The sequence below is a fragment of the Helicobacter pylori genome, assembly GCF_014497725.1.
Classification (GTDB): domain Bacteria; phylum Campylobacterota; class Campylobacteria; order Campylobacterales; family Helicobacteraceae; genus Helicobacter; species Helicobacter pylori_DE.
On record NZ_JACTGF010000013.1, the window covers coordinates 18,190 to 32,370 of the forward strand.

Annotated in this window: 13 protein-coding genes and 2 pseudogenes; 7 read left to right on the forward strand and 8 right to left on the reverse strand. The window is 37.7% G+C overall.

Annotation, left to right across the window (positions count from 1 at the left end):
* Nucleotides 1-2 precede the first annotated feature (2 nt).
* From H7N69_RS07435 to H7N69_RS07460, 6 genes and pseudogenes are all read left to right on the forward strand, one after another.
* On the forward strand, nt 3-917 hold the full coding sequence (locus H7N69_RS07435) for a CpaF/VirB11 family protein (RefSeq protein WP_187885294.1): 915 nt from the start codon (nt 3-5) through the stop codon (nt 915-917).
* A complete protein-coding gene (gene fliI / locus H7N69_RS07440; RefSeq protein WP_120853326.1) occupies nt 918-2,222 on the forward strand; it encodes a flagellar protein export ATPase FliI in 1,305 nt (434 codons plus the stop codon). It abuts the gene before it with no gap.
* Nucleotides 2,223-2,232: 10 nt separating this feature from the next.
* A complete protein-coding gene (fliQ, locus tag H7N69_RS07445; protein ID WP_000445741.1) occupies nt 2,233-2,499 on the forward strand; it encodes a flagellar biosynthesis protein FliQ in 267 nt (88 codons plus the stop codon).
* Nucleotides 2,500-2,502: 3 nt separating this feature from the next.
* On the forward strand, nt 2,503-3,282 hold the full coding sequence (locus tag H7N69_RS07450) for a UDP-N-acetylmuramate dehydrogenase (RefSeq protein WP_187885296.1): 780 nt from the start codon (nt 2,503-2,505) through the stop codon (nt 3,280-3,282).
* Between the two features lie 3 nt (nt 3,283-3,285).
* Nucleotides 3,286-4,140 (forward strand): annotated as a pseudogene (locus H7N69_RS07455) (EcoRI family type II restriction endonuclease).
* Nucleotides 4,121-5,083, forward strand: coding sequence for an adenine-specific methyltransferase EcoRI family protein (locus H7N69_RS07460; protein WP_187885298.1), 963 nt, complete (start codon nt 4,121-4,123; stop codon nt 5,081-5,083). Before H7N69_RS07455 ends, H7N69_RS07460 begins: the two are co-directional and overlap by 20 nt.
* A 10-nt stretch (nt 5,084-5,093) precedes the next feature.
* Here H7N69_RS07460 and H7N69_RS07465 read toward each other — a convergent pair whose 3' ends face one another.
* The 3 genes from H7N69_RS07465 to rsfS are packed head-to-tail and all read right to left on the reverse strand — an operon-like array spanning nt 5,094 to nt 7,446.
* Entirely contained in the window at nt 5,094-6,200 is a 1,107-nt protein-coding gene (locus H7N69_RS07465; protein WP_187885300.1) for a glycosyltransferase family 8 protein, read from the reverse strand.
* Nucleotides 6,201-7,097, reverse strand: coding sequence for a tRNA (adenosine(37)-N6)-dimethylallyltransferase MiaA (gene miaA / locus H7N69_RS07470; RefSeq protein ID WP_187885309.1), 897 nt, complete (start codon nt 7,095-7,097; stop codon nt 6,201-6,203). It abuts the gene before it with no gap.
* A 7-nt stretch (nt 7,098-7,104) separates the two neighbouring features.
* Complete coding sequence (gene rsfS, locus H7N69_RS07475; protein ID WP_001076139.1) at nt 7,105-7,446, reverse strand: ribosome silencing factor; 342 nt, start codon at nt 7,444-7,446, stop codon at nt 7,105-7,107.
* Nucleotides 7,447-7,505: 59 nt separating this feature from the next.
* Here rsfS and queF point away from each other — a divergent pair, with 59 nt between their 5' ends.
* Nucleotides 7,506-7,952 carry a preQ(1) synthase gene (gene queF / locus H7N69_RS07480; RefSeq protein WP_120842999.1) on the forward strand — a complete coding sequence of 149 codons (447 nt, stop codon included), beginning with the start codon at nt 7,506-7,508 and terminating at the stop codon, nt 7,950-7,952.
* A 115-nt stretch (nt 7,953-8,067) separates the two neighbouring features.
* Here queF and H7N69_RS07485 read toward each other — a convergent pair whose 3' ends face one another.
* The 5 genes and pseudogenes from H7N69_RS07485 to H7N69_RS08135 form a co-directional block, all read right to left on the reverse strand.
* A complete protein-coding gene (locus tag H7N69_RS07485) occupies nt 8,068-8,988 on the reverse strand; it encodes a hypothetical protein (RefSeq protein WP_187885302.1) in 921 nt (306 codons plus the stop codon).
* A 124-nt stretch (nt 8,989-9,112) separates the two neighbouring features.
* Nucleotides 9,113-10,957: a hypothetical protein gene (locus H7N69_RS07490; protein WP_187885303.1), complete on the reverse strand. Its 1,845-nt coding sequence runs from the start codon at nt 10,955-10,957 to the stop codon at nt 9,113-9,115.
* Nucleotides 10,958-11,001: 44 nt separating this feature from the next.
* Complete coding sequence (locus H7N69_RS07495; RefSeq protein ID WP_187885306.1) at nt 11,002-12,255, reverse strand: DHH family phosphoesterase; 1,254 nt, start codon at nt 12,253-12,255, stop codon at nt 11,002-11,004.
* A 40-nt stretch (nt 12,256-12,295) separates the two neighbouring features.
* On the reverse strand, nt 12,296-14,044 hold the full coding sequence (locus tag H7N69_RS07500) for a DUF262 domain-containing protein (RefSeq protein ID WP_415751421.1): 1,749 nt from the start codon (nt 14,042-14,044) through the stop codon (nt 12,296-12,298).
* Nucleotides 13,986-14,181: pseudogene (locus tag H7N69_RS08135) on the reverse strand (hypothetical protein); the annotation flags it as partial. The pseudogene H7N69_RS08135 and the gene H7N69_RS07500, both read right to left, overlap by 59 nt.

The window sequence follows — 14,181 nt, forward strand, 5'->3', positions numbered from 1 at the left end:
TTTTGGAAACTTTACAAACCCATAGAGTTTTACAAGCCCTAATTAGCCATTTTACCCCTTTTTTAGAAAGCGGGATCACAGAGCTTATCATCAATACCGAGCAGGAGCTTTGGCTTTATAAAGTCAATAACACACGAGAAAAAAGAGGGCATGCGCTTTTTGATAAGGCGTTTTTATTGAGGTTTTGCGAGCAATTGGCCAGTTTTAGGGGGTTGTTTTTTGATGAAGAGCACCCCACTTTAAATTGCTCTATCCCTTTCACGCGCTATAGGGTGAGCGCGAATCATTTCAGTATCACTACGAACAATCAAATCACGCTCAATATCCGTGTACCTAGGCTTAAGCCCTTGAGTTTAGACGATTTCACTTTCAAAGCAAGCGATCCAAAAAGTTTGAAAAATTTAGCGCTCAAAGGGCATAATATCCTCATTAGCGGGGAGACTTCAAGCGGCAAAACAAGCTTATTAAACGCTCTTTTAGACTGCGTCAATAAAGATGAAAGGGTGGTGAGCGTTGAAGACAGCCAAGAATTGGATTTAAAAGCGTTCAGCAATTGCGTGGGGCTTTTAGTGGGCAAGCAAGAGAATACACGCTTTAATTATGAAGACGCCCTCAATATGGCCATGCGCTTAAACCCGGACAGACTCATTGTGGGCGAGATTGACACCAGGAATGCGGCGCTCTTTTTGCGTTTAGGAAACACCGGGCATAAGGGCATGCTCTCAACTATTCACGCCAATAGCGCTCAAAACACTTTAGAAGCCCTTTCACTGAATTTGAGCATGCGTTATGTGCATGCCTTAGACAAGGATTTGATGCGCGCGTATTTTAAGAGCGCGATTGATGTGATCGTGCATGTGAATAGAATCAATGATGAGCGCCAAATCGCTGAAGTCTTATGGACTAAAGAGCTTTAAATGCCCCTAAAATCCTTAAAAAACCGCTTGAATCAACATTTTGATCTATCGCCTCGCTATGGGAGCGTGAAAAAAATCATGCCCAATATCGTTTATGCGGATGGTTTTAACCCGTCTGTGGGCGATGTGGTGAAGATTGAAAAAAGCGATGGCAGCGAATGCGTGGGGATGGTGGTGGTGGCAGAAAAAGAGCAGTTTGGTTTCACGCCCTTTAACTTTATAGAGGGGGCTAGGGCTGGCGATAAGGTGCTGTTTTTAAAAGAGGGGTTGAATTTCCCTGTGGGCCGTAATCTTTTAGGGAGGGTGCTTAACCCTTTAGGGCAAGTCATTGACAATAAGGGGGCGCTAGATTATGAACGATTAGCGCCTGTCATTACAACGCCTATAGCCCCTTTAAAAAGAGGCTTGATCGATGAGGTTTTTAGCGTGGGGGTGAAGAGCATTGATGGGCTTTTGACTTGCGGTAAGGGGCAAAAACTGGGCATTTTTGCCGGCTCTGGGGTGGGTAAATCCACGCTAATGGGCATGATCACTAGGGGTTGCTTAGCGCCGATTAAAGTGATCGCTTTGATTGGGGAAAGGGGCAGAGAAATCCCTGAATTTATAGAGAAAAACTTGAAAGGGGATTTAAGCTCTTGCGTGTTGGTGGTCGCTACGAGCGATGATAGCCCTTTGATGCGCAAATACGGGGCCTTTTGCGCGATGAGCGTGGCGGAGTATTTTAAAAATCAAGGGCTAGACGTGTTGTTTATCATGGATTCAGTGACTCGTTTCGCTATGGCTCAAAGAGAAATCGGATTAGCCTTAGGCGAACCGCCCACTTCCAAAGGCTACCCCCCATCCGCACTTTCTTTATTGCCTCAATTAATGGAGAGGGCGGGCAAGGAAGAAAATAAGGGGAGCATTACGGCTTTTTTTAGCGTGCTAGTAGAGGGCGATGATTTGAGCGATCCCATAGCCGATCAAGCAAGGAGTATTTTAGACGGGCATATTGTCTTAAGCAGGGAATTGACCGATTATGGGATCTACCCGCCTATTAATATTTTAAACTCCGCATCAAGGGTGGCTAAAGACATCATCAGCGAGTCTCAAAACCTTTGCGCGAGAAAATTCCGCCGTTTGTATGCGTTATTGAAAGAAAATGAAATGATCATTCGCATCGGCTCTTATCAAATGGGGAACGATAAAGAGCTTGATGAAGCGATTAAGAAAAAGGCTTTAATGGAGCAGTTTTTAGCGCAAGATGAAAACGCCTTACAGCCTTTTGAACAAAGCTTTCAGCAATTAGAAGAAATCTTAAGATAAAAGGAATGTTATGGAATCACAACTCATGAAACTCGCCATTGAGACTTATAAAATCACTTTGATGATTTCTTTACCGGTATTGCTAGCGGGCTTGGTGGTGGGGCTATTAGTCAGTATTTTTCAAGCGACCACTCAAATCAATGAAATGACCTTGTCTTTTGTGCCTAAGATTTTAGCCGTGATTGGGGTGCTGATTTTAACCATGCCGTGGATGACGAACATGCTTTTAGATTACACCAAAACCTTAATCAAGCTCATTCCTAAAATCATAGGCTAGCAAATGCTAGAAACCATTATTGATTTTTCCCGTTACAGCAGCGTGAAAATCGGCACGCCTTTAAAAGTGAGCGTTTTAGAAAACGATGATGAAATCTCTCAAGAACACCAGATTATCGGTTTAGCGAACAACCTTTTGATCGCTCCTAGCGCAAAAAATCTCGCCCTTTTAGGCAAAAACTACGATTATATTTGCGATAAGGGTGAATGCATTGAAATAGGGGGGGCGGCCAATGCGTCTAAAATTTTTAATTATTTTAGGGCGAATGATTTAGAGGGTTTGGAGTTTTTAGGGCAATTGCCCGGCACTTTAGGGGCGTTAGTTAAAATGAATGCTGGCATGAAAGAATTTGAAATCAAAAATGTTTTAGAAAGCGCTTGCATTAATAATGAATGGCTAGGGAGTGAAGCTTTGGGGTTGAGTTATCGCAGCAGCAAATTCAATGGCGTTGTTTTAAGGGCGAGGTTTAAAAAAACGCATGGCTTTAGACAAGAAGTTTTAAAAGCGTGTCAAAGCATGCGCAAAAGCCACCCCAAATTGCCTAATTTTGGGAGCTGTTTCAAAAACCCGCCTAACGATCATGCGGGCAGGCTTTTAGAGGGTGCGGGCTTAAGGGGTTATTGTCTAAAAAGAGTGGGCTTTGCTAAAGAGCATGCGAATTTTTTGGTGAATTTGGGGGGTGCAGAATTCGAAGAAGCCCTAGATCTGATAGAACTCGCCAAAACCAGAGTGTTACAAGAATACGGCATTCATTTAGAAGAAGAAGTGAAAATTTTAAGGTAGAAAATGGTTAAGAACAATCAATCTCAAAGATTGAGTAAATAACATAAAGAGTCTTTAGGTGTTGCGAATATTTTTACTGACGAGGCTAGATTGCACGATATGGGTGTGAGCAGTATCTCTAAACTTGTTATGCAAAAACTTGAAGATGAATTTAAGAGCTTGTCATTTAGACACAGAGCAAGCATAACTAAAGAAGAAATCAATTCTGTATTGCAGGGGCTTGATGATGAACTTGGAAAGACCTTGTTTATTCAAAGCTCTAAGATAAAACCTGATGGAGGTATCATTGAAGTTAAAGATGATGATGGGAATTGGAGAGTTATATTAATAACAGAAGCTAAATATCAAGGAAAAGATATAGAAAATATTCAAAAAGGAATATTAGTGGGTAAATATAGCAATCAAGATTTAATGCAAGCTGGGAATGCCATAGAAAGAGCGTATAAAAATATTGCTGAAATGGCTAATTTTATGCTCAAAGAATTGCATTTCCCTTACATTTTATTTTTAGAAGGTTCTAATTTTTTAACTCAAACCATATCAGTAAAAAGACCTGATGGGAGGGTAGTAACTCTTGAGTATAATTCCGGAGTTCTTAATAGATTGGATAAATTAACGGCAGCTAATTACGGAATGCCCATCAATCAAAATTTATGTCAAAACAAGTTCGTTCAATATAGAGATAGAATCATTATGTTGCAGGCTATTTCTATTTATACACAAGGAGATGGACAAAAATGGAATTTAAATAAAATGTTTGAAATCATGCTTGAAGTAGCTAGAACTTCTCTTAAAGTCTTAGGTAGTTCACTTTTTAATCAAATTATTGGTAAAAACAATGTCAAGAAAAGCGACTAATCAAATATTGCAAAAAGCTAAGAAACTAAAAAGCGATGAATTTTATACACAATTGGTAGATATAGAAAACGAGTTACAATACTATAAACAACATTTTAAGAATAAGGTTGTTTTTTGCAATTGTGATGACGCAAGGGTAAGTAATTTTTTTAAATACTTTTTTGTTCATTTTCAAGAACTAGGGCTTAAAAAATTGATTTCTGCTTGTTATGTGGAATCAAAAATATTTAGTGCTAGCAACCAAAACTCAAAAGGATTTTATTGCGAATATGAAGGGAAAAAGGATTGGCAAACAACCATTAATGAGTTGAATTTTTTCAAAGGAGATGGCGATTTTCGCAGTAAGGAGAGCATTCAATTGCTAAAAGAAGCAGATATTGTAGTAACTAATCCACCTTTTTCGCTTTTTAGAGAGTTTGTAACGCAATTGATCGAACACAGCAAGAAGTTTTTGATTATTGGAAACATCAATGCAATTACATACAAAAATATTTTTAATCTAATTAAAAATAATAAAGTATGGTTAGGCATGCATCTTGGTCGAGGAATTTCAAGTTTTATTGTTCCAAGACATTATGAACTTTATGGCACAGAAACTAAAATTGATAGCTTAGGTAATCGCTTAATCTCTCCTAATAATTGCTTATGGCTCACAAATTTGGATTATAAAAAAAGGCATGAGATATTGCCACTCACAAAAAAATACAATGAAAATAAGTATGAGTTGTATGATAATTTTGATGGAATTAATGTGAATAGAACCACAGATATACCTTTGGACTATAGGGGTTCTATGGGAGTCCCTATAACTTTTTTACACAAGTTTAATCCTGAGCAGTTTGAGATTATTGGTTTTAGGAAAGGAAATGATGGCAAGGATTTGTCCGTGAATGGTAAATGCCCCTATTTTAGAGTTTTAATTAGACATAAAAAAGATTACTAAAGGTGTATTCTTAATGTTTAGTCTTACAAAAGGACTTCAAAATATTTTTTATCCTAAAATAAAAATAATCCCTAATCGTTTTTGATCGGATGTGGGTTTTAAAAGATTGCATTTGTTGGTCTTTAGCCATTTCAAGGCGTTCTTTAAAAAAATCGTTTTTAAAAGGGGTGCAAAAAAGGTTGGCGAGCCAAAAACCCGCTTCAGCTTCATAGCAAATCAAACGCCCGTTTAAAGAACTCACAGAGTGCCACGGCTTGTATTTGATGAAATGGAGCATGATGATGTTTTTAGGGTAGTGCTCTTTGAAAGAATCAGAATAGCAATTATAATGAATAGGCAATTCTAAAATGCGCTTCCAAAACACCATATTGATTAAACACTGCTCAGGGTAGAAAAGATCTTTCCCCCTAGTTTTCAAAAACTCTAAAGCGATCTTTTCAAACCCATTTTCGCGCCACAAATCTAAATTCGCCACCAAAAAGCCCATGTTAAAGCCCTGATGGATGCGTTTTAATTCGTTTTGGCTAAAGCGTGAAAAATCAATCTTAAAATTCTTGCAAGTGCGCTCAATAAAATGACAAAAAGCTTCAAAAGAAAGGTGGGAAAAAGTGTCTCTCACCATGCCAAGCAATTTAGTGGGGTCGTTATCCAGTGCAAAATAAGCGCTTGCAACATCGCCTAAAAACACCGTATCCACATCTATGGAAATGATTTTAGAATAATTAGGGAAGAGCGAAGCGAGCAAGAGTCGGCATAAAACAAGAAGTCCACCATAACGCTTGGAGCAAGACTCATTGAGATAGCTTTCTATGGAATGATCGAGCGAATTGATGTCTATAAACTCTAATGAAGCGAATTTTTTAAAAGGCTCAATGGTTTTTAAAAGCTTGTTTTGCTGCTCTAAAGTTACCTCTTTAACCAAACAATGGATTTTATACACGATGTTAGCGCCTAAAAGTTGGTTGCTTTGATTTAAGGGGCTAAAGTCTATCGCGCTTGTGTGTCTGCTCGCACAAGAGAGTAACGAATAAAGGCTCACGCCTGCCCCTAGCGCGTAATTCTTATCAAAACTCATAAAAATAGGGATAATTTGATTGGGTAAATTTTGCGTATCCATTTATCGCTCTTTTGTATCGCTTTTTGAGTGTTTTAAAATCGCATGCCTAACTTCTTCAACGCTACCCATATAAAGGTTATTGAATTGGGTTTTATTGAAAGTGTTTTGGCGCTTGGCTAATTTCATGGTGTTAGAGATAATCGTTTCTTCTAGCTCCTTTAAAGTGAGTTGTTTTTCTAAAAAAAGAATACTTTCTTTAACGCCTATGGCTTTAAAAGGCTGCGAGTCTTTAGGGTATTGGGCATAAAGGGCTTTGATTTCTTCAATAAGGCCTGAATGGAGCATGTTTTTGGTGCGCTGTTTGATGTTGTTATGGAGTGTGCTTTTTTCAATAGAAAGAGCGAATAACGAGACGGCATGCTCAAAGGGTTTTTTAGGGTTAGTTTTAAAATACTCGCTTGGGGGCGTGTGGGTGGCATAAAAGATTTCTAAAGCCTTATGGATGCGGTAAGTGTCGTTTGGATGGATTTTAAAAGCCATGTTAGGGTCAATGGATTTTAAAAACATGTAAGGGTTAGCTAGGGCGCTGATTCCTCGCTCTATTTTTACAGCCTCCTCACCGCTAATTTTTGGCATGCTGCTCAAACCTTCTAAAATGGATTTGAGGTAAAAGCTGCTCCCTCCCACAATGAGTAAAATTTCTTTTTGGGATACTTTAATGGCGTCCTCTAAAAGGGTTTTAAAAAGGGGGGCGTTATTTTTTTCATCAATGTTAAGGCAATCTAGGGCGTAATGTTTGATATTTTTTCGCTCTTTTAAGCTCGGTTTAGCCGAAGCGATATTAATCTCTTTATAAATACTCAAAGAATCCAAAGAAAAGATTTCAGCGTCCAATTCTTGGGCCAATTCAATGGAAAGAGCGCTTTTGCCGCTCCCGCTAGGCCCTAAAAGCGCGATGAGTTTCTTAGGCGTTTTGATGAACGCTCTCCCTCTTGTAGGTGTTTAAAAACCCTTCTAAGTCAAATTTTTTACGGCATTCTTCGGTGAAAAGATGGATCATCAAATCCCCTAAATCCAAAATGATCCACTCTTCATTAGACTCATCTATTTGGTAAAAGACTTCGCCTAAAGGCTTAAGGGTGTTTTTAAGCGCGTCCAATAAAGAAAGGGCATGCTTATTCGCTAGCGTGGTGGCGATAATGACATCTTCTACCAAATAGGGGGTTTTAGACAAATCAATATGCGTAATATCAAAAGCCTTTTTTTCATCTAATAAAGCCGTAATCATTTCTATGCGTTGGTTCATGAGTTTCCTAAAAAATGGGTTAAAATAGCCTTATTATAACTTAAATCAAGGAAAGATTAATGACCCCTGAACTAAACCTCAAATCCTTAGGCGCTAAAACGCCCTATATTTTTGAATACAACAGCCAGCTATTAGAAGCTTTCCCTAACCCAAACCCCAATTTAGACCCCTTAATCACGCTAGAATGCAAGGAATTTACAAGCCTTTGCCCCATCACTTCCCAGCCGGATTTTGGCACTATCTACATCCGCTATATCCCTAAAGATAAAATGGTAGAAAGCAAGTCTTTAAAACTCTATTTATTCAGTTACAGAAACCATGGGAGTTTTCATGAGAGCTGTATCAATACGATATTATTAGATTTAGTCCGATTGCTAGAGCCAAAGTATCTGGAAGTGTATGGGGATTTTGCCTCTAGGGGCGGGATTGCGATCAAGCCCTTTGTGAATTACGCGATCAAAGAGTATCAAGACTTTAAAGAAAAACGCCTTTTGGATGCGAAATAACGCGCAAAGATAGGGTTTTAAGATTGAAGCCATTCCAAATTAAATGGACAAATTAGAGAGAATGAAAAAAGAAAAATAAAAGATCAAAAAAGGAGAGCCACCCCAAAGGGGGGGGTTATTCTACATTACCCTCCGCATTATTTAACTCCTCGCCTGTGATAATATCCCTCTCCTTAATCACATTACCCTCCTCATCATAGTCCTCATCTCTAAAACCATAAGACCAAAGATTGTCAGCTAAAACGCCAGGAGTTAAACCCGCACAAGTTAAATCGTATTTATTGATACCGCCATCGCATAAAAGTTGAGCAACAAATTTTGCCTCTTCTTTATTTTTAGGCAAGAATTTCGCCCACTCTTCCAAAGTAACACCATCACTCTTACCATCGGGTCTTTTTAAGTTTTTCGCATAAGTTTCAATCACTTTACAGAATAGAGTAACATCACCCATAAGCATATCATCAAAAGTCTCAAAGAAACACTCATCAGTATTTCTGTTTTCAATCATAGCATTCCACTCCGCATCGCTATGGTGCTTTAAATCCGCCATAAAAGAAAGCGAATGAATGATAATCAAACTCGCTTGAAACCCCATTCCACCATAACTCATCGGCGAGAATAACAAACCAAGTCTTTTGCTTCTTTTTTCGTTAGCGTAAGCATTAGCAAAGACCATAAAAGGGCTAGTGGTATCATCAGGGAAATCAAAGTCCAATTTGAACTTGCTTTCTTTCTCTTTAGGAGTAGAAGCCCTATCCTTGACACTCGCACCGCTCGTAACGATTTTAACATTTTTCAACAAATCATCTCCGCTTTTTTCAGCGTGAAGTCTCATATGCTCGATCAATGGAACTTTATTGAACCACTTTAAGAACTTATCGCTATTGAAAACATAGGTGGCTTCGTTGCCTTTTTCGCTCCTTAAGGTTACACGATTAAACCCAATGCTAATGACTTTAGCCTCCACCACTTTGTCATTGATTGTGGCTTTGACTGACGCGCCTACTTTTAATTTATTTTCATTTTGAAAACCCATAAAATACTCCTTAATAAAAATTTGTTTTAAAATCCGCTATAATCACCCGTTCAATGTTTTTTATCTTTTCAGCATGGCTTGTTCCTCCTTGTTGTGGTGTGAATTTTATTTAAAATTTCCATGTCTATCGCCCTTTCTTAAGATCGTTTTGAAGGCGGTAAGCGCCATTAAAAATACAGCCGGTCAATATTTCTTCAATTTGCGATAATTCCGCATTTTTTAGCGCTTCTCTAGACGCTTCAATGATCAGTTTAGCTTGCGTTAATCTCACGCACTCTAACGCTCGCTCTCTAGATTTAAAACTCCCCAATTTCCCAATATGGTTGAGGAACTGCTCGCTCATAGGCCTATCCATGTCAATCACAAGATTAAAGGTAACATAAAGCGACTGAACGCTCAAAGAATCCCCAACAATAAAGGTAAAATCAAGCGTGTCATCAAGCGTGTTGTGTTGGATATTGTCTATTAACGCGTAGTTAAGCTCTAATTTTTCTACTTGCTTTATCGCTATTACGATGTCTTTAGAAAGAGAAGCGCTGATTTTTTCTAATTGCTTTAACAAATCTTTAGGCGGGATAGAACCACGCTCTATATCAGCGTCTATCACGCTTAAAATCGTTCTTTTATCCACTACCTTATCACGCTTTAAATCGTTAGCGATTTTGTTGATTTGAAGGTTTTGTTTGTAGCTTTGTTTTGACGCTCTATTTTTTTCTCGCCATTCAATGACTTCCCTCTCTTCTTGTTCTATGTCTGCAATATCAAAAATTTTAGGAAAACCATAACGATTTTTTTTCGCTCTGATAAAACTTTTAATACTATCTTCAAGATGCTCGCGAAAATCATCAAAACCATCGCTAGAATGCGGCATATAAAGTGCTTCTATTTGAGTTTTAGCCATTTCATTAAACTCCATGCCGTTATGTTTATCATGGTGTTTTGAAAAGAATGCGGCTAGCTTGTTTTTAAGAGCGTTGAGAGATTGTTCTAATTGATTGGGTGTTGAGAATTTGATGTCTGAAAAGCTATCTTGTGTCTTGTCAAAGTCCTTACCCGGTGAAGCGTTGATTAATTCTATAGGGCATTTGCTTTCACAATAACAGATCGCTTGTTGGTTGAATATTTGCGCTAACACCAATAAATAATCCCTTAAATTAAACACGATAGTAGGTTCATTAGCGAACACCAAAAAGCTTATTTCTTCATCGGGTAAAAAAGGATCTTGCGGGCTGTCTTTTAAAGAGTTAAGCGTTTGAACAAACCCTATAAAATCACGCTTACTCTCTAAATACGATTGCAGCTTTTTCGCTCTTTCTGTATTCTGCTTGGGGGTGTATCGGTATTTAGCGACAAACTCCTTACTAGACATAAAGTCTTTCACGCTCGCCTTAGCGTTATTTTTTAAAAATCTATCCATAAAATGCTTCCCCAATAAAAAACACAACCTCCTATAAAGGTAATTATTGCCTTTAAAGAAGTCCTTAATCAAAATGGGTTTATCCCAATCCACTTTAACAGATTTGTCCTGCCAGTAGATTAAGCGCGTTTTTAACTGAGCCAGTTTGTCAGCGCTAGATTGAATGCAACCGCTTTTAGCTGCCCCTATCAGTAATTTTTGCTCATTATCATTGAAATCTCTGTAAAAAGCGTCTTTAAAGGGTTTAAAGGCTGAGATGATCCCAAAGGGTAGCCCGCTTTTGATTTTCTCACACACCTTTTTAAGATCGCCGCTTCCAATCGTTTCGTTCTTAACAGCAGAAGCCTTTGTATGAGAAACTGCAATGGTGCTGTTTTTAGTTTTAGAGGCTTTTTCGCTACCAATGATTTCCTTAACGAATCGCTTCGCTTTATTTTGAGCCACTTTACTAGCCACAAAATCCTTTTCAAAATCTTGTAACAAATAGTAGTATCTGGTTGGCTTCCCACTCTCATCATTCAATAACAATAAAAAATCATAATCCAACAACATGTCAAGTCCTCTTTTTTAACATTCAGCCTTAGCGTTATTTGACTTTATAAGGCCTGTAAGCTTTTGATTACTTTTTTAAAATCCTCTTTTGCAAAGCTCAACCCAAAAGCTTCCTCATGCCCGCCAGCTTGTATTAAAGGAATGGTTTTAATCTGGCTTAAAAAATTCCCACCACCTCTAGCGCTACCGCTATACCCGTCTTTATTATCTTTATAGATACAAAGGGAATGATTGAAAGGGTATTTTTTTAAAAAGTTATTAGCCACTAAACCGCTGACACCCACTTTAATAGAGCAACTTTCATCTAAAATAGCCACTAATATTTTGTTACAAGGAAAAATTTGAGCGTTTTCTTCGCTTTCTTTCACCATTTTCTTTTTAATGTCGTTGTATCTTTTGAATTCCTTAACATTAAAGATGCTTAAGCGTGGATCGTTTATGGGGTTGAAATGCTTTAAAACCAGATAGTGCAAATAGCTATTATAACAACCTTTAAACTCTCTATCCCCACTCAAACGGCTTAAAGCGTTGATGTAATTGATGCAATTAAAACCGTATAAGTTAGAAATTTCATCTGAATCGTCTTGGGCTAAAGAAAGGTCTTTATCTTTGAAAAAGCATTGAATGCGCTCATGTTTAACTGGCGCTAAATTCAAAACCATATCCAAATTATCCCCATGATCCAAATCAATGCGATCGCTTAAAAGCGTGATAGCGATCAATTCTTCTTCTAAAGGAGTGGTTTGTATTTGAAAGATTTGATTAAACACTAAAGCGCTTGTGAAAGCCCCACTATAATAGTTGGCGTCTTTTTCATCATTCAGGTTAATGTAGGCGATTTTATTTCCATCAATCCAATCAACTTCAAAACTCTTATGGTGGTCTGTGATGATGCATTGTTCAAAATGTTCTAATAAGATTTCTTGTAATTCTATGTTAGAAACTAAATCCGCCCCCAAATCAGCGCTAAACAATAAGGGGTCTTTTTGAAATTGGTTTTTAATGCAATCTAGGCGGACTAATTGATTGGTTTTAGGGTTAAAGATACAAGGTTTAGACAATAAATCGTTTAGGGCTAAATCAGTGAAGCCATAGCCATGCGCATTCCTTAAGGGGCTAAAGAAAAAGAAATCTTTAATACCCAATCTGTAACACATAGACATTAAAACGCTGCCAGCCAACATGCCATCACAATCATTATCTGTATAGAAAATAATGGGGCGGTGTTGTTTGGCTTCTTCTAAGAAGTTTTTAAAAATCCTTTTCTTTGACATCTTTAATAGTTCTTTTTTAGGCATTGATTATCCCTTTGTTGTTTTTATGCTTGATGATTTTCAATCATTCTAGATCAAAATCATCTTCAAATTCCTCTTCAATTTCCTCTTCTTGCCCTTCTATGTGTAAAATGGGCGTGATAGTGTTATACAAAGATTTGTATCGTTCTTTTAGGGACTTCTCATTCCACTTCCTATAACTGCTATACAATTCTTTAGTGATGTCATAACAGCTAATCACTTTGCTTGTGTCTTTGCCGCCATAAATTTTTCTTTTTTCATCAAAATCCCCGTTTAAGGCTTTTGCGTTCTTTTTACGCTTTAAAAGGGTTAGATTTGCGATATTATTTACCCATTCTTCTCTTTTTTCTTTGTTAAAATCCGCGTTCCATTGACTGCCTCTTTTGGGCGTTTGGGGTAAAATATGCTCCACTTGGGTTTCAGCATCCATAGCGATAAAATGAGGCTTCTCTTCATCTGTCATAAAATAATTAGCTAGGGATAAGACAGGGCGTAACCAGTTGCTAGGATAAACAGAAGAGCTCTCCCATAAGTTATAGAAGTATTGGTCAAAGGTGTTATAAGATTCTATGTTGTCTAGTATAAGCTCTTGGATGGTTTCAATGCCTTTATTGCTTTTAACATTTTTGATAATGTTGATACTCGTTTGCTTGATGCGCGTGATCGTGCCTCCTGCAATCCAAGTTTGGTAATAATAAGACACCAAAAGCTTTTTCAAAGCGTCAAAATCAGGGTATTTGACATAAAGGGCTGTCGTTAAAATACTGGCCCAATACCTAGAGGGGAGATACCTCAATAAGTAGATGTATCGGTCTTGTTTTTTTAACAAATCGGTATAAGATTTCATAAAAGCACTCACGCCATAAATAAACTCGCAAGCGTCTTTTTTGCTGTCTTTGAACACCTTTTTTAATCCCTTATCGGCTCTCTTTTTAGAAGCGCTAGGATCAGCGTATTCCAAATACATGTTAAAAAAATCTTCCAAATCAATATCCACGCCCTCAACGCTCTTGCAAGCTTCAACCAATTTGTCCCAAGTGGTTATAAAATCCTTACGCTTTTCACTATCTTGTTTGATTTCTTGCATTAAATTGGATTTTAAAATATCAATAGGGCTTAGGGGTTGGCCTCTGTCGTTTAACACTTGAAAGATTTGCATCGCGCTGTCTTGCTCAAAACAAATGATCCTAGTCAAAACAATGTGTTCATAAAACCATTTGACAAAATCATCAATATCGCTTATTGAACCATTTTCCACGCTCTCATTCAATAGCTCCTTGAAATAATAAGCGTTACGCAAATAAGTGTTTTCTTCAAATTTCTTATTCAATTCGCTCTTTTTAATGTTGTCTTCAAACTCCAAATGGTTTAACACCGTGTTTTCAAAAATACTATTGTAATTTTGAGCGGTTAAGAACTTCAGACGCTCTTTTTCTTTATCGTATTTATCATAAATACTCCCTTCAATAAAATCTTTAGATTTTTGCCCTAACCTGTGTTTATAAAGCCTTAAAATCGTGCAAGCCAGAATGATAAAACTCGTTAATCGCTGTTGGCCATCCACAACATCCCATCTTTTATCTTTTGGATTTTCAGCAATCACAATAGAGCCGCAAAAATATTCATCTTCTCTATTGTTTGTATAGCTGCCCACCAAATCATCAATCAAAGCCCCTAAATGATCCTTATCCCACACATAAGGGCGTTGGTAATCGGGAACCTGATAAAAATATTCAGCATCCACTAAAATTTGATAGAGTTTTTCTAACTCTGCTTTTATGTCTGCCATCATCTTTCCTTTAAATTTAACTCTGTAAGCCCCATTGGTTTAAAAATGGGGCTTATGGAATCAAATGGTTTAAAAATGTTGTGGCACGGATTAATGAGAGAGGGAATAAAAGGGTTAATGCAAGGGGGAATAATAAAAAG

Coding starts and splice junctions, on each gene's coding strand:
- H7N69_RS07485 (WP_187885302.1), bottom strand. CDS start 8,988: ATGGGTTTTCAAAATGAAAATAAATTAAAAGTAGGCGCGTCAGTCAAA.
- H7N69_RS07450 (WP_187885296.1), top strand. CDS start 2,503: ATGCTAGAAACCATTATTGATTTTTCCCGTTACAGCAGCGTGAAAATC.
- rsfS (WP_001076139.1), bottom strand. CDS start 7,446: ATGAACCAACGCATAGAAATGATTACGGCTTTATTAGATGAAAAAAAG.
- fliI (WP_120853326.1), top strand. CDS start 918: ATGCCCCTAAAATCCTTAAAAAACCGCTTGAATCAACATTTTGATCTA.
- fliQ (WP_000445741.1), top strand. CDS start 2,233: ATGGAATCACAACTCATGAAACTCGCCATTGAGACTTATAAAATCACT.
- H7N69_RS07460 (WP_187885298.1), top strand. CDS start 4,121: ATGTCAAGAAAAGCGACTAATCAAATATTGCAAAAAGCTAAGAAACTA.
- H7N69_RS07495 (WP_187885306.1), bottom strand. CDS start 12,255: ATGCCTAAAAAAGAACTATTAAAGATGTCAAAGAAAAGGATTTTTAAA.
- H7N69_RS07465 (WP_187885300.1), bottom strand. CDS start 6,200: ATGGATACGCAAAATTTACCCAATCAAATTATCCCTATTTTTATGAGT.
- queF (WP_120842999.1), top strand. CDS start 7,506: ATGACCCCTGAACTAAACCTCAAATCCTTAGGCGCTAAAACGCCCTAT.
- H7N69_RS07500 (WP_415751421.1), bottom strand. CDS start 14,044: ATGATGGCAGACATAAAAGCAGAGTTAGAAAAACTCTATCAAATTTTA.
- H7N69_RS07490 (WP_187885303.1), bottom strand. CDS start 10,957: ATGTTGTTGGATTATGATTTTTTATTGTTATTGAATGATGAGAGTGGG.